Raw genomic sequence first — 20441 nt, forward strand, 5'->3', positions numbered from 1 at the left:
CCCTGCTAATCCCTCCCAGCCGCTTCGGTTGAATACGCCAGGATCAGCACTGATGTCGACCTCACCCTCATCAAGCGCCCAGGAAGCCCGTCAGCGGCTCGGGCAACAACTGCGGCGCATGCGCACCGACGCCGACCTCACCGGCGTGGAGTTCGCGCGCCGAGCCGGCTGGAGCCAGTCGGCGATGGTCAGCATCGTTGAGGGCGGGAAACGCACCATCACCGCCGACCACATCAGGCTGTGGTGCCGGATCTGTGAAGCCCCCGACGCGCTGCTGACCGAACTGCTCGCCGAGCAGGCCAACACCGCGCGCATGTGGACCTCCTACCGGGAGGAGACCCATCAAGCGGGCTTGAACCCGACCCAGAAACTCGGCGTCGGTGACACCTTCGAGAAGTTGAGCCGATGGCGCAGCTACCAGACCAAGGTGATCCCCGGGCTTTTGCAGACCGAGGCGTATGTGACCGGCGTACTGCGCGGTGTGCGTGAGGAGCGGCGGCTCGCGGTGGACGACGTGGCCGAGGCCGTCACCGAACGCCTCAGCCGAAGCCGATATCTGCGAACGCATCGGCGGTTCGCGTTCATCGTGGAGGAAGCCGCGCTGCGGTACCGGATGTTCGGAGCCGAGGTGCACCGCCAGCAGCTCCACCACCTGATGGAGGTCATGTGGTTGCCGTCGGTGTCGTTCGGGGTGATCCCCCAAAGCGCGGACCGGGGAGGATACCGAGTGCGCGAGGCGTTCGAGATCATCGACGAGGACACCGTCACCATCGAGCTGCTGTCAGGCTATCTACGGCTCACACACCCCGCCGAGGTCGCCATGTACCGCCAGGCGTGGAATCGGCTGAGCAACCTCGCGGTGGTCGGCGACCCGGCGCGGGCGCTCGTCGAGGCCGCGATCGCCGCGCTGGCTCAGGACGGCCGGTAGTCGGCGTGCGGGATAGCCCGTTCCCACGCCATGGCGAAGCTCCCGGCGATGTCGCGGATGAGGCGAGGATCGGAACTGAACGTGGCGGTCTCGGGCATATTGGCGCCCTCGCCGCTCTGGAAGTTCCACCGGACGAGCCGGTAGTCGAAGATCCACAGATCGGCGGACGGAAGCAGGAGATCAACCGCCTGATGCCGCGGCAGCCAGCGGATGTCCTCACCTGCCTTGACGTTCTCGTCGGTGCACGCGTGCTCCCACTTGATGAACTCCGACACCGGCTCACTCACGATCCGCACCCGACGGATCTGCACGCCACGCGCGGTGGCGTCACCGACAATGTCCAACCAGTCGCCCCAGTCGAAAGCCGAGGTGTCACCGGTGGCCCTCCACTCGGCGAACCCGCCGGCATTCGGGTCGTAGGCGTCACGCAGTTCCAGCCGGATCGCTGATCGGGTGCAGCCCTCGAACAGGTACTTCAGCGACGGCTTGCCCGGCCCCTGCCGACCTTCGGTGTACGTGCCGTCGACGACTTCGCGCAGCGCGGGGAACAGCCGCTCCGGCACCCACACGTCGGTCTCATCCTCACCCTTGCCAATGTCGACATTGAAGTCGCCGATCAGCTCAGGGTCGGTAACGGTCTTGCCTCTGATGAAGGCGCCACCGGGCGCACCCCACACCGCCGGGCACTCGCCAGTCTGTGACTCCGGGTCGCCGCCGACGAAATCCACCATGAGTGCCTCCAGTTCGTGAGATTGCCACCGGTCCGACCCTCACCCGGCCCCCGTACCGGGTCAAGGGCGGCACTGGGTGATACCGATGCAGTCGAGGAATCATGCGTACTGAACAAGCAGGCGCTACACCCTGTGCTCCATGCGGGTGCGCGGCCATACCCCGACGACCAAGTCGTCCAAGCGGTCACCACCGCTCATCACCGCTTCGACAGAAGGCCGATCCGCGGTTTTGCGCCGATCCTGGTTGGGCGTATGGCCCGCGACCAACTCCAAGCATCAGACGGCTGGCTGTCGCGGCACGGCTAGCGTTTGCGGTGCCGGGGGGACGAGGCGAGCGCGGTCGTGCGGGAAGCGTGCTTGGCGGTGTGATCGGTGGCCCAGCTGGGCGGTAGCGGAGGATGTTGGGCGAGCGTGAGGTCGTCGCCGGACTCGGTGAGTAGTTGCCAGCTGGCCACCGTGGTGTAGATCTGCGCCACGGTGCGCGGCTTGCGATGCCGCCCGGGTCGCCACCCCGCCTGCGTCCACATGGGATGGCGCGACCACTCAACCGGCATCGTCTGCTCCTTCGATCAGGCACAGCCGCAGCGCGTTGATGAAGACACCACCCCAGCGGCCGTACCGGCGTCGGCGCCGTGGAGCAGGCCAGCGTGTTCGGGTAGGGCTCGAGTGGCTGCGGGCTGGGCTGGGACGCTGAAGTGGAGGTCATGATTGAGCTCCTGCCGCGGTGGCTGCAGCGCGCCGCTGGAGACTGCCGACCAAGTCTGCGGCTAGGGGGTCGAGCTCGGCTTCCGCGAGGAGCCGCACGTACTGGAAGTAGGTGCGGACGCAGCCCCTTGCCCGTCGCTCTCGGTACCACGACAGATCACCGTTGTCGTGCCTGGGCCACACGTGCACGCGCAGCCCCACCAGGACCTTGCCGGAGGTGATCTGGACGCGGACCGATACCTCGGGCGGGCCCTGCGGGCTGCGGAACACCGTGGCGGTGACGCTGGGGTAGGCGCTCAGCCGCCGTGCTAGCCGGTGCGCGTACTCGGCGGCGATGTCGGCCTGGGCGTGGGAGAGGCGGAAGGGGTGATGGATGGGTTTGTCGGTCATCGCGGCTCTGCCTGATCTGGCTTGACGCCTACACCGGCCCAGCCGTCCACCAACGCGGCCGACGGACGGGCGGCGGGCGCCATGGTGGTCACGCGGTCGTCGTTGTGCCAGGGCGATGGCCAGCTGTCGGGCAGGGTTGCGACACCGCCCCACACCTCGACCAGCGGGTCGTCGAGCGTTGTCAGCATCAGCTGGGTGAAGGGGTCGGTGGCCGCGGGCTCGGGTTGGCAGACGTGCCGCGGCGCCACCGGCGTCACCGGCTGCCAACTGCCGTACAGATCCAGGAAATCGGCAGGGTCGCGTACCACCATGGGCAGCGGCGCCAGCTTCGGGGCGATCGTCCGCAGCGCCGGGCCGTGTTCTTTGGCGGTGATGCCGGCCAGCGCCAGATAGCTGCCCGGTGCCAGCTGACGGGCCAGTTCCCCGGTCAGGTGCGCGGCGGTGGCGTTGTCATAGCGCTCCAGGTACAGAAACAGCACGCCGACCGGCTGACTGAGGTCGAAGGTGTCAGCGGCGGCCCGCATGATCTGCTGCGGGTCCTCTACAGCGGCCCGCCGGACGTGGTGTGGATCTGGGTTGCCTTCGACCGACCAGGCTCGGGCCTTGCCCAGGACGAACGGATCGTCGTCGACGTACAGCACCCGCACCGGCTGTGAGGGCTGCTCCAAGTGGCTCAGGTTGACGTGCGAGTGCACGTTGGCGGTCCAGGACACCCGGAGATCCGTGCCGATCACCAGCAGCTGGCGGATTCCGCACCCGACGACCAGCTGCCAGGCGACTCGGTTGCGGAAGCCCAAGCACGCATAGGCGATATCGGCCAGTTCATCCACGGCGCCGGTACGGTCCACGAACGCGATGTCGACGGGCAAACAGTCGTTGCCACAGCGCAGCGCGTTCAATACCCGCGCCCACGACGGCGGCGTCGTCTCCACGTCGAGCACCTCCGTGATCACATTGCGCCAGAACCGCGCGTCGTCGGGCGTGGCTGCCCACGGCACCAGCGGATCCGGCTGCTGCTGCTCGGACCCGGATCTGGGCTCGTCCGGGAACCGATCGCTGGACGGGCCGGTCATCAGTCGCCCTCTCGTTCCAAGCCGCAAAACTGAGACACCGGCTCAGCTTGTGCTTGCGCGAGGACGTAGAGCCGGACCACCGGTTGCGCTTCGGCCTCGGCTTTGACGGCAGCCGCGATGCGCTGTCCGAAGCCGATGATCTGAGCCTCCAGCGCTGAGGGGGTGCTGGCGGCGGCTTCGAAACCACCCGCACGCCAGGCCATGAATCGGGTCGGCGCACCGACAACCGTCCAGGCCGGGTAGCGCTCGCGCAACTCCTCGCAGCGCAACCGCGCCCAATCCTGGAGCCGGAAGGGCAGCGCGTCGTTCCGCTGAACCGTCGCCGTCCTCGCAGACGCGCCGAACTCTGGCCGCAGCCACCTGTGCACGAAGACGTCCCTCCCTCGGAGAATGGGTCCGCTGCAAACGTGACAGCCGGTAATGCGCGTGGACAATCGCAGTTGATCGACGGTTTCGCGGGATTGACCCACTGCTGCGGCCCAAAACCGTCTTTGTTCGACGGTTTTGATCGCCTGGCTTGCTCGGCACTATCGACGCCGCGGCCTCCGAGCGCAGAACGGCGGCCGTGCAGATGTGCGAGTTTCTATCGACGCTGCCCTGGATCTGCCTACGCTGCCTACAGGAGTCACTGAGATCCACCGCAGCGGAGGGGCTATGGCGCGAGGTGAACACCGGCCCAGCTGTGCGCGCCAGTGGCGTGAGCGTGCCGAAGCCGAACACTGGACGATGTGGCGCACCGTTCAGGAGATCCATAAGTGCTGTGGCGTAAGCCTGCTCAAAGCACACCGGCTGGCCCGGGGCTGGACGGCGCGCACGACCGTCCAAGAACTGGAACGGCTCTGCCGGAATGAGCGTCTGGAAGCGTCCCATGTGAACACCGACATGCTGAACTCTTGGGAGAACGGCAGATCCCGGCCTCGTCCGGACTCCCAAGATCGCCTAGCTCGCCTCTATCGGACGAACGCGGTGCGTCTGGGGTTGGCAGCCGACTACGCCGACGATGAACTTGCCGCATCGGCGTCGGCACCTCGTGGAGAGGAATGGGAGGCAGCGAGACGGATCATCGCCGAAGCCGAAATGCTCCGAAAGCGCATGAATCGCACCTTGGTCGCTGGCACCATCACCCACCAACAAGTCGACGACCTCGACGAGACGGTCCTGCGCTATCGCGACGCATACACCACCACGCCGCCATTGGCGATGCTCAGCCAGCTGATACTCGACCTCGGTGATGTCCAAGCCCTGGCGGCCGACCGGCAGACAGCCACTATCCAGCGGAGGCTGTCCGGCGTGACCGCGACCCTCGCTGTGTTGGCCGCCGACGCGTTCATGAAGCTCGGTGACACTCGTCAGGCCCGCGCCTGGTACGCCACCGCCAGAACCGCTGCTGACGACACCGGCGACCGTCGCCTGCGCGCCTTGGTCCGAGCGCAGGAAGCGATGCTGCCGTTCTACTACAGCGACGACCTCTCGCAGTACGGCGGTGACCTCTCGGAGGTCATCCGCCTGGCGCGAGAGGCTCAATCGATCGGCCGTGGGCTTGCTTGCTCGCCGGTCGCGCTCGCCGCTGCCGCCGAGGCCCGGGCGCTCGCTCGTGTCGGCGAACCAACCGAGGCAGAACGTGCCCTTGGCCGTGCACGAAACACCTTTGCCCGCATCGAGGGTGTCCCAGGGCGAGCCTTCGACTTCAGCGAACAGCGCCTGCATCTCTACATCAGCGGAACACACGCATACCTGCCCGACACCAGCGCTGCGCTGTCTGTCCAGACTGAGGCATTCGAAGCGCAACCGGCCAGCTCAGCCACTCTCGACCCGCGACTCATCCAACTCGACCAAGCAATCAGCCTGGCCCGCGCCGGCGACGCCGCCACGGCCTGCCAAATCGGCCAAGACGCCATCCTGGTCACACCGCCCGCGCATCGAACCCATATCCTCTTCGCAAGAGCCCATGAGGTGCTCGCCGCTCTTCCCGCGCCGCGAGCCGCCGGTGTGACCAGCGGGTTTCGCGAGCTACTCCAGATCGAAGGACAGCACCGAGATCATGCCTGACCTCGCTGCCGAAGCACAGGAAGTCCTGCGTCAGGCATGCCAGGCCGTAGGCCTCAACGCTTCTGGCGCTCAGTTGCTTCGGCTGCGCAGCAACGCCGTCTACAAGCTCCAAGACCCCATCGTCGTCCGGATCTCCAGGTCAGCCACCGCCCCTGCCCGCATGCCCGGCGTCCTCACTATGACTCGCTGGCTGCACGACCAAGGCTTCCCGACCGTCCGGCCCCTCGACGTTGAGCAGCCACTCGTCTTGCCCCAGGCGACCGTCACCTTCTGGCACTACCTGACCGCCAGCCCCGAACGGCCCACCACGAAAGACCTCGGGTTTTTGCTGCGTCGGCTCCACACCCTGCCGACACCGCCCTTCGAACTCCGCCAGCTCACTGACCCACTCGCCAGCATCCGTCACGATCTCCACCATCGGCCCGGCATTCTCGCCCCCGCCGAACGGTCCTGGCTCACCGGGCAGATCGCTGAACTCACCGCGACCTGGCAGTCCCTCCCCGGGCTCGGATCAGCCCGGATCCTGCACGGCGATGCATGGATCGACAACCTGCTGTTGCAGCATGACGGCCATCCGGTCCTACACGACTGGGATGCCGTCGCCATCGGCGATACTCCCTGGGATCTGATTCACACCTACCACGGTCAGAACCGTTTTGGTATCGAGCCCAGCCAGGTCGATGACTTCGCCAACGCCTACGGATTCGACCTTCGCGACTGGGCGGGCTACGCGGCCCTCATGAGGGTCCGGGACCTCTACGCCATCGGCATCCACGTCCGCAACGCCCCAGGAGACCACTTCTCCTCACGCGAGCTGCGACACCGTCTCGACTCACTCATGACCGGGGACGCCACTCGCCGGTGGAATCTGCGAGGTTGACGAAACCCGCATAGCGCCACGCCCGTGATCCTCAACAGAACCTTGAAGTCCTGGCGGATTGCGGCGACGTCGCACCGGCCGAGAGCGTCGGCGTCCTCGCCGGTGCCGGCGCAGGCGTGAATGCCCCCGAGGGGAGGGTGCTGGGCGATGAGGTTGGGGGTGCGGGTGAGATCCGCGGGGCCGGCGGGCCTTGACCTTCATGACCGAGTCGAGTGGTGATGGCGTCCGGCCGCGTGTGTCCATACAGCCGGACGTTCCGGCGACCTGCGGCCAGGTCAAAGAGGAGAAAACGGCATGAAGAAGGGCAAAATCGGTTACGGCTCGGCGGTCGACTGGCTGCGGGGCGGCGAGATGACCTGGCGCCGCGCCTACCCCGGCCGCTTCGACCAGGTGAAGGTCGTGCGCGACTTCGCCGTCTACCTGTTCACCGGGTCCGGCTACGAGGACAAGGTCTCGTACATCGTCTCCGAGCTGGCGACCAACGCCATCCGCCACACGCGGTCAGGAGAGCCCGGCGGCTGGTTCGGCGTGGACCTCGCCTACGCCGACCTGGCTTACCTCGCCGTCACCGACCAAGGCGGCAGGACCGTTCCCACGGTGAGACCAGAACCCACCGAGGGCCAGATGCGCGACCACGGACACGGCTTGCGCGGTGTCCAGAACATGGCCGTAGCCCTCGGCATCCACGGAAACCCCGCCTTTGGGCACACGGTCTGGGCCGACCTCAGCCTCACCCACAACCAGGCCACCGATCAAGGAATCGCGCAGGTCCTGGCCTCGTAGAGGAGGGCCCAGCCTGGGACTAGCAGGCTGGCCCCTCAGGGTCAGGATAGAGGCCCTGCTCGCACGTTCCCCAGAGAACGGCGGGCAGGGCCTTTCTTTATGGCTGCAGCGGGCACCGTTGGGTCTGCCGTCAGGGGTCCTGTTGCCTCTGCTGTTGGGGGTGCTGCTTATGAGGGAGAGCCCCTGATACCGGTATATGTGCAGGCCAATGCCCTCATGAACGTGCTGCTGACGGCCCCGACTCACCACTAGGAGGTGAGTCCAATGTGTGTAGGGAGAGATCGTCCTCGCCCTATGACTTTTGCTCGTTGAGTTCTGTCCCCTTCTTTCATCTTTCATCCGACAAGTCCTGCTCGCCGGCTGTCTGCGAGGCCGATCTGGCGCGCGCTGCCATGGGCCTCCTGTCGATTCGAGCCCGAGGCGGTTCGGTCGTGATGACCGATGCGGGAAGATATCGGATCGTTCGCGCGGTCATTCATTTGCGGCGAATGAAAGGTAAGGCCCTTCAGTCGTTTCCGTCGGCAAAGACTGCGCGGAAAAACTTGAGACCCTCCACATATCGAGCGAAAATTGATACGTACAACAAAACAACAAGACAAAAAGATCCCGCCAAACAAGAAGGAGATCGAAATGGCCACGAACGTTCCCGCCCCGCCCGCCAGCACCACCCCGGTGCCGGGGTTGCACGCCGATTCAGACGTCGTGACGACGGTGTTGGATGCGGCCGGGTGTGGACTCACCACCGCCGACTCCCCATCCCGGTGGACCGCCCACCGTGTCGCGCCCGACCCGTCCGACATCGAGGCCGGGGCGGTCGCCGAGTACCACTTCGACAAAACCGTCGAGATCATTCGATTCGACGGCGAGTCCGACGACATCGACACCCCTGACGTGCACGGTGCGGACGAGATCACCGAGGAGTTCATCGCGGGCGTGCGGGATGTCATGAACGTCAACCTCAACGCACCCGGGCACGGGTGGTACGCCTTCCCTGCCGACTCCGATGACCCGCGTGTGATCGCCCGGATCCGGTTCCTGTGGCTGACCGACGAAGCCGCCGTCGATGCCGGACTGTGGCCGTGGTGATCTGCCCGCATCACCGGGGGCGGCGACATCCGCCCCCGCGCGCACGAACGCGCTCGGACGCGCGCCGCACGAAAGTGCGGCGCGCGTTCCTCTTCTTGGGCGAAGCCACGTGGCCGCAAAACGGTTATGCCGGTTGCCGGGTCGTCATCAATTTGCGTGGTCGGCCGTGGTTAGAGAGGTAAGCTTCTCCAGCCGTTTTGGCGGTATGGAAATTGGCCGCGTGGACTTGAGGTTGGGGTTCCATCGAGAAATGGTGGTGGTGGTGGAACGAACGAAATACAGCGGCCCGGGAAATGGTCCCGCCGCCCGCGAAAAGGAGTCATGAAATGGCTGCGAACACCGCCTCCGCCGACACATCCGCCACCGCCCCGGCGACGTCCCCCACGCCCGCCGCTGACGTCCCCGCTACCGCCCCCACCGTGCCCGCCGACACCGTGGCGCCGGGTGCCCCGGAGGGGGCAGTGTGGGACGCGCTGACGGCCAACCCGGGCGCCACCGTCGCGGTGATCGCCAAGGCGGCGGGTGTGAAGTCCGGGACCGCCCGGAACGAGCTCGCGGCGTTGGCCGACGCCGGACACGCCACGTGCACGCCGGGTGAGAAGGGACGCAACGGCCGTCGTCAGTCCGACACGTGGACCCCCGCCGAGACGGACTCGACCACCGACACGGACGCCAACGCGGGTGCCGACGCGGACGCTGGCACGGTCACGGAGCCGGTCGCCGAACCCACCGGGGACGCCTCAACCGACACCCCAGCCACGGATGGCGACGACACCGAGGACGACGAGGACGCGGAGCTGGTTGCGCCGGTGGTGGACGCGGACATGATCGCTGAGGCGATGCGGGTCATGGCCGAAGAGGGCGAACGGCGTGCGGTCGCGGACGCCGAGATCAAAGCCAAACTCGCTGAGGAGGAAGCGCGCCGCGCCACGATCTTGGCCGAGTTGGAGTCCGCACAGCGGACCGAGGCCACCCGTCGCGCGTTGACCGATCTCCTGGCGGCGGTGACCACGACCTACGCGGCGGTGGTCGCCGGGGACGAGTCAGCGACCGATGCGGGGCTGGAGCGCGTGTTCGCCGCTACCAACGGCGTGGCGTACGCGACGGGTGCGGCGGTCGTGCGGTCGGCCAAGCCTCGCACCGGCGGCGGGCACGGTGGGACCGGCGGCGGGTCGCGGGCGGGTCGCGCCGCGCCGCGCCCGTTGCGCCCCGAGGTGCTCGCGCACCTGCAGGCCTACCCGGGTAAGGAATTCACCCCGGGCGAGATCGGCAAGGTTCTGGACCGGTCGTCCGGTGCGGTCGCCAACGCCCTGGACAAGCTCGTCGAACTCGGCGACGCGGCTATGACCACCGACAAGCCTGCCCGCTACTCCCTCAACTCCACCGCGACCGCGACGGACGGCTCCACGTCCGCCACCGCCCCGGCATCCGCCCCGCGCGCCACCACGGACGGCACCGACACCCCCGCCGTGGACGGCGCCACGGGTGACGCTGGCGCCACGGACGCGGCTGCCTGACGGCCGGTAGGGGCGGGGCTCAAAGCCCCGCCCCTACCGGGACGGCATCAACCCGGACGACAACCACGCGACCCACGTAGGAGGATCGAGATGCCGGTGTATGAGGAGTACGTACGTGCCAGCGCGGACGAGGCCAGCGACGTCCACGGCGATGCTGAAAGCCGTGTGTACTCGGCTATGAACAACGGCGACCCGATGGAGGCCTCGGCCGTCGTCGCGGTCGTTGCCGCGCGAGCGGTGGCCGAGTGGTGGCGTGTGGCCGTCGACGCCATCGACAATCAGGGCCTCGATGCGGCCGACGCGCTCGCCCTGACCCGCCAAGCGGCTCGCCGTTGCCTGATCGAGCACACCGTTCCCCGGCATGCGTGCCCGGTCGAGCAGGAGTTCGCCCGTACGCGTATCGAGGCCGCCCGTACGTTCTACCGTACGACCGCGCACCTGGAAGAGATCACCACGACCGCCGCCACCCGCACCCCCGGCGCAGCGGACAGTACGAACATGGCGGAGGCGGCGGCAGACGGCTCCGCACTGGGCGAGCCCGGGAACGCGGCGGCCTCAGGGCAGGCGTCGTGACCTCGCCCTCACCCGCGCCCGGTATAGCGCCTTGGCGGATGGCCGCTCCCACGCTCGGCGGTTCGGTGGTCGGTGGCCTGGTGCGTCTTGGCGAAGCGCTGAGGGCGCTAGACGACACCGAGCCCGATACCGATTCGATCGCCTTCGACCATGCCACCGATCAGCTGATCCACGCCGCGCGAACGGTGGTGCGGTCAGCCGAACCGGTGCTGGCTCGCCCGAGCGCGACGGCGGCGGCTGTCCGTGACGCGCTCACGCGCGCGACACCGGCCGTGCCCGTGATCGCATGTGATGGGGCGGGCGGGTGTGTCACCTGCCGCTATCTCGACCCGGCGCCCTGTTCCCCGAATCCCTGACCGCGTCACCAGCCCACCCCGTCACCGTGTCCCTCAGGGGCGCGGTGGCGTCCTCTCCGCCCCATTCACCCGCCGTCCGGCACTGACCCCCAACCACGACGGGTCGCGCCCCGCGTCGGTCGGCGGGCCATCGTTGTCAGGACCGGTGACCGTGGGCCGCGTTAGGTCGTGGCGCGCGTTCCTGGACGGGCGTAGCCGACCAGGTCCGAACGTTCTCGGACCGAGCTCACCCGTACCTTCAACCCGGTTGAGGGCGCTTCGATCATTCTCCCGCCGCCGAGGGCGATGCCGACGTGCCCGGGGTTGCTCATGGTGCCGAGTGAGCCTTTGAAGAACACCAGATCGCCGGGGGCCTCTCGTCCGGCCGGCACGTGCGGCAAGGTCGTCCATTGTCTTTGCGAGGTTCGTTCGATCGAGATTCCGGCTTGGTGCCAGGCGTAGCGGGTCAGGCCGGAGCAGTCGAAGCCGTTGATCCCGGCGCCGCGTCCAAATCCCTCGCTGGGGCCATTAAGGCCGCCGCCGCCCCAAGAGTAGGGGGTGCCGAGCCATCGCAATGCGGCACGTACTGCGACCGCCGCTCGCCCGGAGGCTGGCGGTACGGCCGGGCAAGCGGCTGTGCCCGCGTCTCGGTGGTAGGTGGCGGCTTGGTCGAGCACTTTCGTCACGTACCAGTTGGCGTGGTTGTAGGCGAACAGCGCTCGCTTCATGTGCTGGGGAGCGCCGTTGGCCTTCAGCAGGCGGGCGGCGGAGGGGATCGCATCAGCCGGGTCATAGACGTCCTTCTTGGTGTCGCGGTTGCCGTCGACTTTGTAGGCGTCCCAGGTGCCGGAGATGAACTGCATGGGTCCGGCCGCGCCCGCGTGGTTACGGCCGGACCGGATCCCCGAACCTTCGCCCCGGCCGTGGTCGGACTCCACCGCACCGACCGCCGCCAGCACGTTCCACGGGATGCCATACGCGGTCGCCGCCTTCACGTACAACGCCAGATAGCGCGCTGGGATTTGAGAGGCCGCCACCTTCCCGGGCGCGGTCTGACACCACGCTTCATCACCTGCTCCGCCAGTGACGGTGCCGCCGAGGGTCCCGCTGAGCGCACCGATGAACAGCGCCACCAGGACGAACGCGGCGACGGCAGCACCGACGATCAAGGTCATCAAGCGTCCCGCGTGAACGGGTCATCGGGCGGGGGCTCGGGGCCGGTGAACTCCCATGCGTTGGCGAGTTCGGCCAAGCGTCGGCGCGGTGCGGTCACTCCGGCCGGGAGCCACACCGCCCCGGCTGGTCCCTCCAGCGCGGTGCTGGGTGTGTGGACGGCGGTGGCCACTGGCACCGGTGGCGTGCCGAGCAGCCTGCGCAGGTTGGCCTCGCGCGCCGAGCTGGGCAACCAGAACAACACCGGGGTGAGATGACCGGCCGCGCGGGCGTGAGCGGCGTAGCGGTCGAGTTTGGCCGCGACGCGGGCGAGGGGTTCAGTGCCGGTGTCGTGCTCGAGAAAGAACTCCACCCGCGCCGGCCCCCGACCCGAGACCGTCTCACTCCACCGGCCGAAGGCATCGGGCTTGACCTTCCCGCCGTCCAGGGAGGCGCAACGCCGCTCGGGCACCCACTGCTCGACCTTGGTGCTGTTGTCGCAATGGCGGGCATAGGCATGTAGCCGGGCGAAGAAGTCGTTCACCCCGACCTGGTGACCCAGCTTCGACGACACCGCGATATCCAGCGCCGTGTCTTGCCGGTAGCCCAGATCGCGGACGCTCACGCCCTGTTCGGCGGCGAGCACGTACGCACCGGCGGGTCCGAGTACCCAATGCTTGGCCGCTGTTCCGATCGGTGTCCAGGGTTGGAAGCGCAGCAGCGCTCGGGCTTGATACAAGGCCCTGAGCCGCTGGCGTGCCCGCGAGACGCTCGGAAAACACAGGGCGGTGAGTTGGTCGGTGGTGAGAACGCGGTGATCCCACACCAGCCGGAGAACTTCCCGGTCACGAGTGGTCAGCCGGTGCGCTAGGTCGGCGATCACCTCCGGGTTGGTCCTCGCCGCACGGCCAGCCCCACCCCGCAGCCGGTGAGTGGACCTGGAGCGCCGGGTCACTCGTCCTCCGCACCGCAAGCTTCGGCCGTGTTGCTGCGCGGCCGATAGCGAGGCAACTGCTCGTCGAGCTTGATTCCGTAGCGTTCGTGGGAGGCGTCTCGTATGGCCTGCGCTCGCCCTGAGATTGCGGGCGGGAGCGGGCGGGTGCGGAAGGTGAACGGCGGCGCTGGAGTGCTGCCGGTGACGATGCGGGCGGCGGCCTGGAAGCCGCCCAGGTGTGCGAGATCGTGGCCGGTGATCAGCGGTGCGAGTGGTTTGGCGAGCCGGTCGGCGTCATCGGGTGACAGCGCGAAGTAGATCTTGTTGCGGGCGTCTGCCGACAGTGCCTCTCGAAGGTCCCCGGGGAGTTGGGAGAGGTGCTGGTGGGCCAGATGGAGAGCGAAGCGGTAGCCGCGGGCCTCGGCGAGGATGTCCGAGACTGATCCGGGCAGGTTGAGGAAGTTGTGCGCCTCGTCCACGTAGGCGGCGACGTCGGGTCGCTGGTCCTCGGGACGGTTGGCGCGCGGGGTGATGGCCTGCCAGGTGTGCGCGAGCAGCAGCGACCCACAAAGTCGGGTCGCGTCGTCCCCGAGTGTTCCCTTGGGGAGTCGGGCCAGAATCAGCCCGCCGCCTTCCAGTACCCGTCCCAGGTCCACGGTCGAGGCCGACCCGGACAGGGCTTGGCGGACGAAGGGCCGCAGGAGCACCGCCCGCAGCTTGTTCATGACCGGGCTGATCATCGCCGCGCGCCCACCTGGGCCCAGATCTTCATAGGTCTCCCAGAACCCTCGCAACAGCGCATCGTCACCGCCGAGCTTGCCGGCCAGGCGGGCACGGAACTCGGCATCGGTCAGCAGCCGTGGAACTTCAGCCAAGGTGGCGGCCGGACCTTTGACCCGGGTGAGGGTGAGGCAGGCCGACCGCAGCAGGTCGTCCAGGCGTGGGCCCCAGGCGGAGGAGAAGCAGCGCCGGAAGGTGGTGACGATCGACTCCACCGCGAACGCCGGATCAGTCCCGGCGAGCACGTTGATGCACGGCGGAGCGCCAGGACTGACCGGATCGAACACCACCGTACGGCCGATCGCACGCTCGGGCAGCCGCTCCAGGATGTCGGCGATCAGGTCGCCCTTGGGGTCGATGACCAGGGCACCACGCCCAGCGTTCGCGTCCTCCAGGACCAGATTGGCGGTCAAAGTGGACTTGCCGACACCGGTCTGGCCGAGCGTGTGCGTGTGCTGCCGCGCCCCGGCAACCGGCATCGCCACCGCACGCGCAGGCCCGGCCTCGGCATCGCCCAGGACCCGGACGGGCCCAGCGCCATCCAGGTAACTGGCTGGAACAGCGGGTGACGGCGCGACTGGCGCGGCACCGGCGCGGACAACTCCAGGCGCGGCCAGGTCGTAGGGCAGGTGGGCGAGCGCAGCCAACTCGTCGGCGCACAGCAGGTAACCCCCGCCCAGTCTCCGCGCCGCCATCCACACGGCCGGGTCGCGCAGCCGCTTGCGGCGAAGGTACTGGTGCGCGGAGGAGTAGGACGCGAACGTGGAGGCGATCTCGTGCGCGTGCCCGCGCAGCCAACCTCTCTCGGCGCTTGTCTGACCGGGGCCGGCGCCGGTGGCCTTGCCGTCCGAGAAGCGGCGTGAAGTGGCGACGGCGTACCGGATCTGGACTTCGAACCGCGGCCCGGCCGCCTTGCCGAGGATCGCGCGGACCTCCTCGGACCTTTCGGGATGGCTGCGGGTGATATCGCTGGAGCGGCTGGAAGCGGTCCGGCCTGGGGTGATCAGCTCGAACACGGCGGCTTGCGGGGCGCTGGATCGGCCGCCGCGCAAGGCGGCGGCGGCCTTGTGCGCGCGAGCGAGACGGCGCCCGACAACGGGCCGGGCAAGGATCTGCACGGCGGCGTACTCGCCTCTGCTCAGTCCTGCGACCGCGCCCAGCAGTCCTCGGAGGGGGTCAGTCTTGTGGCTGGTGGCGAGAGGGTAGTGATCGGGCCGGGCGACCACGAGGCGGCCACCGGCGCAGGCCGCTTCGAAGGGGATGGGCGGAGGTGGCGTCGGGTTGGTGGTGATGGTGGCGCCTGGCCACGCGGCGCGAACCGACTTCTCCACGATGCCGGGTGGCACCGTGCCCGGCACCCACACCTGCACCCTCATCCCGTCGACGTCGGAGACGTACTCCCACGCCAGATGCTGCTGCCCGAACACCAGGCGCTTCCACCACGGCGCGGTCAGGCCGACCAGCCGCGCCCACCAAGCGGCGGCACTGGACTCCTCGACTTGGGGCGGTAGCGCAATCTCGACCAGTCGGGCGCCGTCCGAATGATGCTGGTTACGCCACCGCCACAGCCACGACTGCGCAGCGGCCAGCAGCGCCGCTGCGCCGAGGACGGCCGCGACGGCGAGCGGCGCGTACCGGCTGAGCCTCGCCAGATCGAAACTGGGATCCAAGCCGGGGAACACGTCTTTGAGGAGGCCTTCCCAGAAGTCCATCCAACCGCCGGCGCCGTTGCCTCCCTCGGTGAGGAGGCTGGGCGTGAAGGTGTGCGCTCTGCCGTCGAAGTGCTGCGATGGCTGGTTCATAGTGGGTCCGCCTCCTCGTCGAGCTGGGCGTTGCTGGCAGCGGCGAGCTCCGCGGGGTCGGTGGTCGCCAAGTCGTGTTCGAAGGTGCTGGCATGGCCGCAGAACGCAGCCCTGTCACCTGCGGTTCCGCCGCCGCACAGCAATCCCTCGCCTTGATCGGCAGCCAGCAGGAACGTGCGCTCCCCTTCGGTGAGGCCGAAGACGTCGGTGATCTGGTCGATGACCTGTGGTGCTTGCCGGAGTAGGAGCTGTGTGGCGGCGTTGGCGATGACCGCCTGCCCCAAGTCGGAGCTGAGAAGGTCGGCGGCGTCTTGGGTGACGACGGCGAGTCCCGTCCAGTGTTTGCGGGCGGACTTGGCGAGCCGGTAGAGGAACTTGGCGCCCTCGGCCTGTTGCATCAGCGTCCATGCCTCGTCCACCACGACCAGGCGCCGCCGCCTGTCGGAGGGGTTGGCGACTTGCCGCCAGATGGCATCCAACGCCAGCAGCATTCCGACCGGGCGGACCTCGTCGGCCAGGTCCCGCAGCGAGAACACGATCAGGTGCCCCTCAGCGCGGGTCGTTGTCGCTCCGGCGAACAAGCCCCGATAGGAACCGGACACGTACGGAGTGAGCCGGGTGGCCAACTCGGCCGCCGCGGCCCGGTCGGCCTCGGTGTCGTCTTCGCCCTCGGCGGTGTGGCCGAGCTGGGCCGCGAGATCGGCCAGCACGGGGGCGGGGCGTTTCCAGGTGCGCGGGTCGGCTGTGATCCCGACCTCGGCGTAGGTGGCGATCACGGCTCGATCCAGCACGGCCCGCGTAGCGGGGGCGAGCGGTTCTCCGAGCATCGTCGAGACGAGGGTCTGCAGGAACAGCGCGCGGCGGGTCAGGATGTCGTCGCCTTGCACGTGAGGGAGGTCGAAGGGGTTGAAGCAGACACCGGGCGCGCCAAGGGCGATGCAGGTTCCGCTGACCGCTTGGGCCAGCCGGATGTATTCGCCTTCCGGGTCGATCACGGCAACTTGGACGCCGTGATACATCAGCCGCAGAAGCTCCAACTTGGTGAAGTAGGACTTGCCCGCGCCTGAACGGGCGATGGTGACGGAGTTGTAGTTGTCCTGGGCGAACCGGTCCCACAGCACCACTCCGGAGGAGTAGGCGTTCAGCCCGTACAACACCGGCGCATCTGCGAGGCGGGGTTGTAGATCGGGTGAGGTGAACGGGAACGCAGCCGCCAACGCGGAGGTGTCGAACGTCCGTCTGGTCCTCACCGGATCAGACCCAAGCGGCAACGTTGTCACCCATCCCTGCAGCGCGCGGAAGGTGGTCGGCTGTGCGTCCAGCAGCAACGACGCGGCCAACGCCCGCACTCGCTGCAGTTCCGCCTCCAGTTCGTCTGCGTTGGCGGCGTGCACCGTCAGATACAACCCCAGCCGGAATAGGCGACCATGCCCGCGCGCCAAGGACGCGGCGAGATCCGCAGCGTCGTCAGCGGCGGCCTCGGCCGCGTAGTCGACCAACCGGCCCGCCTGAGCGTTCGCTCGCGCCGTCGACTCCAGCCGAGCGAGCTGGCGGCGTAGTCGCTGCGCAGCCACCAAAGGCGGGATCGGCTCGATGTGCAGCGACACGTCCACGTGGCCGGGGAAGGTCAGCAGCGGCTCCAACCAGCCCGCCCCGACCTCCCGTGGGTAGCCGGCAACCGCGAAGGAAGCGCACACGCCTCCGGGCAACTGCACCGACCGGGCACCAACGCGAACCGCCGAAGGCCCCGACAATGCAGGATCGTCCTGGGCGATCTCTTCCGTGAGGTCCGCGGCGCCGTCGACTCCGGTGGGCACCTTGGCCGAGCGGCCGCAACGGCGCGGGAAAGACAGCTTCATAGGATCTCCTTCGAGGCGCCGATCAGGTCGTCGGTCCTTGCGGTGATGACCTCGCCGGGGCCGGCCGCGCCGACCAAGGGCGGCTCGGCGGGCGACAGCGCTTCGGCGAGCACCTGAGTGCAGGCGGCCGCGTCTAGGACCTCGGTGGAGATACCGAGCACGCCCAGTGCGCGGGCGGCTTCCTCGGCACGCCGCAGCACCACGGTTGCGCCTGCGTCGCGCAGGGCGCGCTGTCTGCGGCCTGAGGTCCACGGGCGGGATGGGGCCTGCGGGCCGTGGTCGCGGAGGACGACGAGGACTTCGCGGACCAGCAACTCGCGTGAGTCGGTCAGCTCGGCCAGGAACGCGGCATGATCGAGCGCCGCTTCCTCCAGTGCCGAATCAGGCAACCCAGGCGCGGCGTCCTGGACGCGGTCGACGAGCCCGGAAAGGTCCGCGGCGCGGGCCCGCACCAGGATCTGCGTGGGCGCGTCCAGGGAGTTCAGCCACCGTCCGAACACCGCCACCAAGGCGGCCTGTTCGGAGGCGGTCCGTAGCGCGAAGGCCACCGTTCCGGCGCGCACCATCACGGCTGTCCCGCCTTCGGTCAGCTCCATCACGCCGTCCTCGCGCACCGCACGGACCGGGAGCCGCAACGGCGCTGGAAGGCTGCCTTCCATCCGGCACCAGCCGGGCGGCGCAGCTATATCTCCGGACGTGGCTATGCGGGTCTTCGGGGCGCGCAGATGGGCCAGGGCGGTCACAACGAAGCGGTCCAGGCTCAGCCCGTCCCGGCGTCCGACCGCCAGCACCGCTCCGGCCGCGACGACGGGCAGCAGCACTGCGACGATCACCGCGAGCGGCAGCCATGGAGCAGCGGTGAAGTAGAACCACAACGCCAGCAGAGCCGTGATGACCAGGATGACGAGCTGGCGGGCGGTCAGGCCGTAGAGGAGCTTGTCGGGCTGGTCGACGTCGGCGGGGATCTGCGCGACCAGTGGCTCCTCATCGAGCGTGCTCATCAGCGCTCTCCCTTGCGTCGGCGGCCAGCTCGGCGACGTTGCGCCGCAAGCCGCAGATCGACGCGCTGTCCCCGGGGCATCTGGTAGACGCGGCGCGAACGGTCACGGCGGCCCGAGCCGGAGAGCCGGTCAGTGCTGTGGACCTTGCTGTGACCTGTGCTGGCGCCGGTGCACCGCCTGGCCGCCGACGTGCCTCGCGCAGCAGGTCTGCCTGCGCCAGTCCGGGCGTGGTTAGGTCCTCCGGCCTGGGCGCTGGCGCCGGGTTGGCCGCTGGTGCGGGCACCGTGGCCTCGGCGTCGGGCCGAGTTTCCGCTGCCGGTCGTGCCGCTGGAGCGATCGTGACTACCGGCGCGGCTGTTGCGGGTCCCTCCGGCGCCATCGCGGTCACCGTCGCGACTCTCACCACTGTCTCCGCCACGATGGCGGCCACGACGACGACCGTTACCTCCGGCGTCACCACTCTTGCCAGAGGAACCGTCACCGCCCTTACCGCTGCCGGGCCCTGGGCGATGACGCCCCCGCCTCTTCCCGCCGCCTGTGCTTCCGGGGGTGCGGTGGTGTGCGGCACGGCCCTTGCCGGTGGCGGCTTTGCCGGTGCGGCCCACTGCGCCCAGGACGGCGCCAACGGTCCGGTAGACCAGGAAAGTCTTGACGACCTGGCCGAGCACGCGGGGTTGGGCGCTGCGCCAGATGGTCTGGCCGATCCAGGTCGGGATGCGGATCATCACCCACAGCAGGGCGATCAGCAGCAGCAGGTCGATCGCGTCGGCCTTGGTGGTGGGGATGCCTTGGAATTCCCCACCGCTCTTGGACTGGGTGAATAGCAGTTGCAGCGCGGTGATGAACACCAGCGCTTGCACGACCTGGATCGCGAGCATGCCGGTCAGACCGCGCCACCACAGCCGGGCGATGCCGTCGGTGAAGGGGAGCGCGTGGAACATCAGCACGAGCGGCGCGGCGGCGATCAGCACCATCGTGATGGCGAGCCGGATGACGTAAATGAACCCCACGACGACCGCGAGGATGACCACGATCAGCGCGAGGAGGACGAAGAAGATGCCTGCGGTGTTGATCGAGGCTTGAACGCCGTTGCCGAGCACGTCAGCGGCGGTCGCGGGATCGACCTTGTCGCCGCCGGCGGCCAGGAAGGCTTTGGCGAGGCCGTTGGCGAACCAGACGCCGTAGCCGATCAGGACCAGGCTCAGATTGCTGGCCAGAAAGGCCAGAGTCACGCGCGGCAGCAACTCACGCAGCGAGATTTCGTCGGGCAGAGACTGCCCGGCCATCAACATCACGCCCGCGATGGTGATGATCAGCACGAAGCAGCTGTTGGCGATGACCTGGGAGGTGCCCCACAGTTCCCGCGCCCGGGCCATGTCCTTGGACCCGGCTTCGGGGGTGCCGAAGATCGTAGCGGTCAGCAGCTTGAACGCGGGCTCGCGCGCGGACTCCACCAGATCCTTGAACCACCCGGTCACCGCCTCTTTCGCCTGGCAGCCCCAATCGGCTGCCCCACAAGGCTTGCCGACCGTCGCCGTACCCGAGGTGCCCTTGGCGTCAAAGCTCGGATCAAGAACCTGTTTACCGGACTTCTCTTCGCACACCGGTACTGGTGCGGGCATCCCCGGCGTGAAGACCATCTTCTGTTCGCCGATGCAGGTGGTCTGGCCGGGGGCGGCTGGCGCGGCGACGGAGTCGGGCTTGACCTCCACCCACTTGCCCGGCGCGTACTCACACATCAAATGCGGCTGCATGCCGCGCGTCTCCACCTTCAACTGACCCGTGCACTTACCACCCGGCTTGGACGACGAAGACGACGGCGGCATGGACGGAGCAGGAGTGACCGGAGCGCCGGGCTGCCCG

General features: G+C 68.4%; 20 protein-coding genes. 9 read left to right on the top strand and 11 right to left on the bottom strand.

Features of this window, described 5'->3' with window-relative positions; all coding sequences use genetic code 11:
• The first annotated feature begins 52 nt into the window (after window positions 1-52).
• Window positions 53-928 (top strand): helix-turn-helix domain-containing protein, encoded by an 876-nt coding sequence (locus ACGFNU_RS05705; RefSeq protein WP_392590494.1) that lies wholly within the window; start codon window positions 53-55, stop codon window positions 926-928.
• On the opposite strand, the gene ACGFNU_RS05710 is transcribed toward ACGFNU_RS05705, so the two are convergent.
• Window positions 913-1659 carry a DUF6879 family protein gene (locus tag ACGFNU_RS05710; protein ID WP_392590496.1) on the bottom strand — a complete coding sequence of 249 codons (747 nt, stop codon included), beginning with the start codon at window positions 1657-1659 and terminating at the stop codon, window positions 913-915. The genes ACGFNU_RS05705 and ACGFNU_RS05710 overlap by 16 nt on opposite strands.
• 132 nt (window positions 1660-1791) lie before the next feature.
• Between ACGFNU_RS05710 and ACGFNU_RS05715 the strand changes: the two genes are divergently transcribed.
• The gene (locus ACGFNU_RS05715; RefSeq protein ID WP_392590497.1) at window positions 1792-1965 is read left to right on the top strand and encodes a three-helix bundle dimerization domain-containing protein; all 174 of its coding nucleotides are present in this window, start codon (window positions 1792-1794) and stop codon (window positions 1963-1965) included.
• On the opposite strand, the gene ACGFNU_RS05720 is transcribed toward ACGFNU_RS05715, so the two are convergent.
• From ACGFNU_RS05720 to ACGFNU_RS05735, 4 genes are all read right to left on the bottom strand, one after another.
• Window positions 1962-2213 carry a hypothetical protein gene (locus ACGFNU_RS05720; protein WP_392590498.1) on the bottom strand — a complete coding sequence of 84 codons (252 nt, stop codon included), beginning with the start codon at window positions 2211-2213 and terminating at the stop codon, window positions 1962-1964. The two genes, ACGFNU_RS05715 and ACGFNU_RS05720, sit on opposite strands and share 4 nt — an antisense overlap.
• A gap of 148 nt (window positions 2214-2361) precedes the next feature.
• Window positions 2362-2754, bottom strand: coding sequence for a hypothetical protein (locus ACGFNU_RS05725; RefSeq protein ID WP_392590500.1), 393 nt, complete (start codon window positions 2752-2754; stop codon window positions 2362-2364).
• Entirely contained in the window at window positions 2751-3827 is a 1077-nt protein-coding gene (locus ACGFNU_RS05730; protein WP_392590502.1) for an SAM-dependent methyltransferase, read from the bottom strand. The genes ACGFNU_RS05725 and ACGFNU_RS05730 overlap by 4 nt, the downstream gene beginning before the upstream one ends.
• Window positions 3827-4081: a hypothetical protein gene (locus ACGFNU_RS05735; protein ID WP_392590504.1), complete on the bottom strand. Its 255-nt coding sequence runs from the start codon at window positions 4079-4081 to the stop codon at window positions 3827-3829. The genes ACGFNU_RS05730 and ACGFNU_RS05735 overlap by 1 nt, the downstream gene beginning before the upstream one ends.
• A gap of 472 nt (window positions 4082-4553) precedes the next feature.
• On the opposite strand from ACGFNU_RS05735, the gene ACGFNU_RS05740 reads away from it, so the two are divergent.
• The 7 genes from ACGFNU_RS05740 (at window position 4554) to ACGFNU_RS05770 (ending at window position 11071) form a co-directional block, all read left to right on the top strand.
• Window positions 4554-5876 (top strand): helix-turn-helix domain-containing protein, encoded by a 1323-nt coding sequence (locus ACGFNU_RS05740; RefSeq protein ID WP_392590506.1) that lies wholly within the window; start codon window positions 4554-4556, stop codon window positions 5874-5876.
• Window positions 5869-6756 (top strand): phosphotransferase, encoded by an 888-nt coding sequence (locus tag ACGFNU_RS05745; protein WP_392590508.1) that lies wholly within the window; start codon window positions 5869-5871, stop codon window positions 6754-6756. The genes ACGFNU_RS05740 and ACGFNU_RS05745 overlap by 8 nt, the downstream gene beginning before the upstream one ends.
• 294 nt (window positions 6757-7050) lie before the next feature.
• Window positions 7051-7539, top strand: coding sequence for an ATP-binding protein (locus tag ACGFNU_RS05750; RefSeq protein ID WP_392590509.1), 489 nt, complete (start codon window positions 7051-7053; stop codon window positions 7537-7539).
• Between the two features lie 630 nt (window positions 7540-8169).
• Window positions 8170-8625, top strand: coding sequence for a hypothetical protein (locus ACGFNU_RS05755; protein WP_392590511.1), 456 nt, complete (start codon window positions 8170-8172; stop codon window positions 8623-8625).
• Window positions 8626-8951: 326 nt separating this feature from the next.
• The gene (locus ACGFNU_RS05760; RefSeq protein WP_392590512.1) at window positions 8952-10142 is read left to right on the top strand and encodes a hypothetical protein; all 1191 of its coding nucleotides are present in this window, start codon (window positions 8952-8954) and stop codon (window positions 10140-10142) included.
• Between the two features lie 90 nt (window positions 10143-10232).
• Window positions 10233-10715, top strand: a complete 483-nt coding sequence (locus tag ACGFNU_RS05765; protein WP_392590513.1) for a hypothetical protein — start codon at window positions 10233-10235, stop codon at window positions 10713-10715.
• A gap of 38 nt (window positions 10716-10753) precedes the next feature.
• On the top strand, window positions 10754-11071 hold the full coding sequence (locus tag ACGFNU_RS05770) for a hypothetical protein (RefSeq protein WP_392590514.1): 318 nt from the start codon (window positions 10754-10756) through the stop codon (window positions 11069-11071).
• Between the two features lie 161 nt (window positions 11072-11232).
• Here the strand turns inward: ACGFNU_RS05770 and ACGFNU_RS05775 are convergent, their stop codons facing one another.
• The 6 genes from ACGFNU_RS05775 to ACGFNU_RS05800 form a co-directional block, all read right to left on the bottom strand.
• Window positions 11233-12225 (bottom strand): NlpC/P60 family protein, encoded by a 993-nt coding sequence (locus tag ACGFNU_RS05775; RefSeq protein ID WP_392590516.1) that lies wholly within the window; start codon window positions 12223-12225, stop codon window positions 11233-11235.
• Window positions 12225-13085, bottom strand: a complete 861-nt coding sequence (locus ACGFNU_RS05780) for a replication-relaxation family protein (protein WP_392590518.1) — start codon at window positions 13083-13085, stop codon at window positions 12225-12227. Before ACGFNU_RS05780 ends, ACGFNU_RS05775 begins: the two co-directional genes overlap by 1 nt.
• A gap of 68 nt (window positions 13086-13153) precedes the next feature.
• Window positions 13154-15718 carry a hypothetical protein gene (locus ACGFNU_RS05785; RefSeq protein WP_392590519.1) on the bottom strand — a complete coding sequence of 855 codons (2565 nt, stop codon included), beginning with the start codon at window positions 15716-15718 and terminating at the stop codon, window positions 13154-13156.
• Window positions 15715-17577 carry a VirB4 family type IV secretion system protein gene (locus ACGFNU_RS05790; RefSeq protein WP_392590521.1) on the bottom strand — a complete coding sequence of 621 codons (1863 nt, stop codon included), beginning with the start codon at window positions 17575-17577 and terminating at the stop codon, window positions 15715-15717. The genes ACGFNU_RS05785 and ACGFNU_RS05790 overlap by 4 nt, the downstream gene beginning before the upstream one ends.
• Complete coding sequence (locus tag ACGFNU_RS05795; protein WP_392590522.1) at window positions 17574-18578, bottom strand: PrgI family protein; 1005 nt, start codon at window positions 18576-18578, stop codon at window positions 17574-17576. The genes ACGFNU_RS05790 and ACGFNU_RS05795 overlap by 4 nt, the downstream gene beginning before the upstream one ends.
• Window positions 18578-20353: a hypothetical protein gene (locus tag ACGFNU_RS05800; protein ID WP_392590524.1), complete on the bottom strand. Its 1776-nt coding sequence runs from the start codon at window positions 20351-20353 to the stop codon at window positions 18578-18580. Before ACGFNU_RS05800 ends, ACGFNU_RS05795 begins: the two co-directional genes overlap by 1 nt.
• Window positions 20354-20441 lie beyond the last annotated feature (88 nt).

It is taken from the genome of Spirillospora sp. NPDC048911 (genome assembly GCF_043198015.1).
Lineage (GTDB): Bacteria > Actinomycetota > Actinomycetes > Streptosporangiales > Streptosporangiaceae > Spirillospora.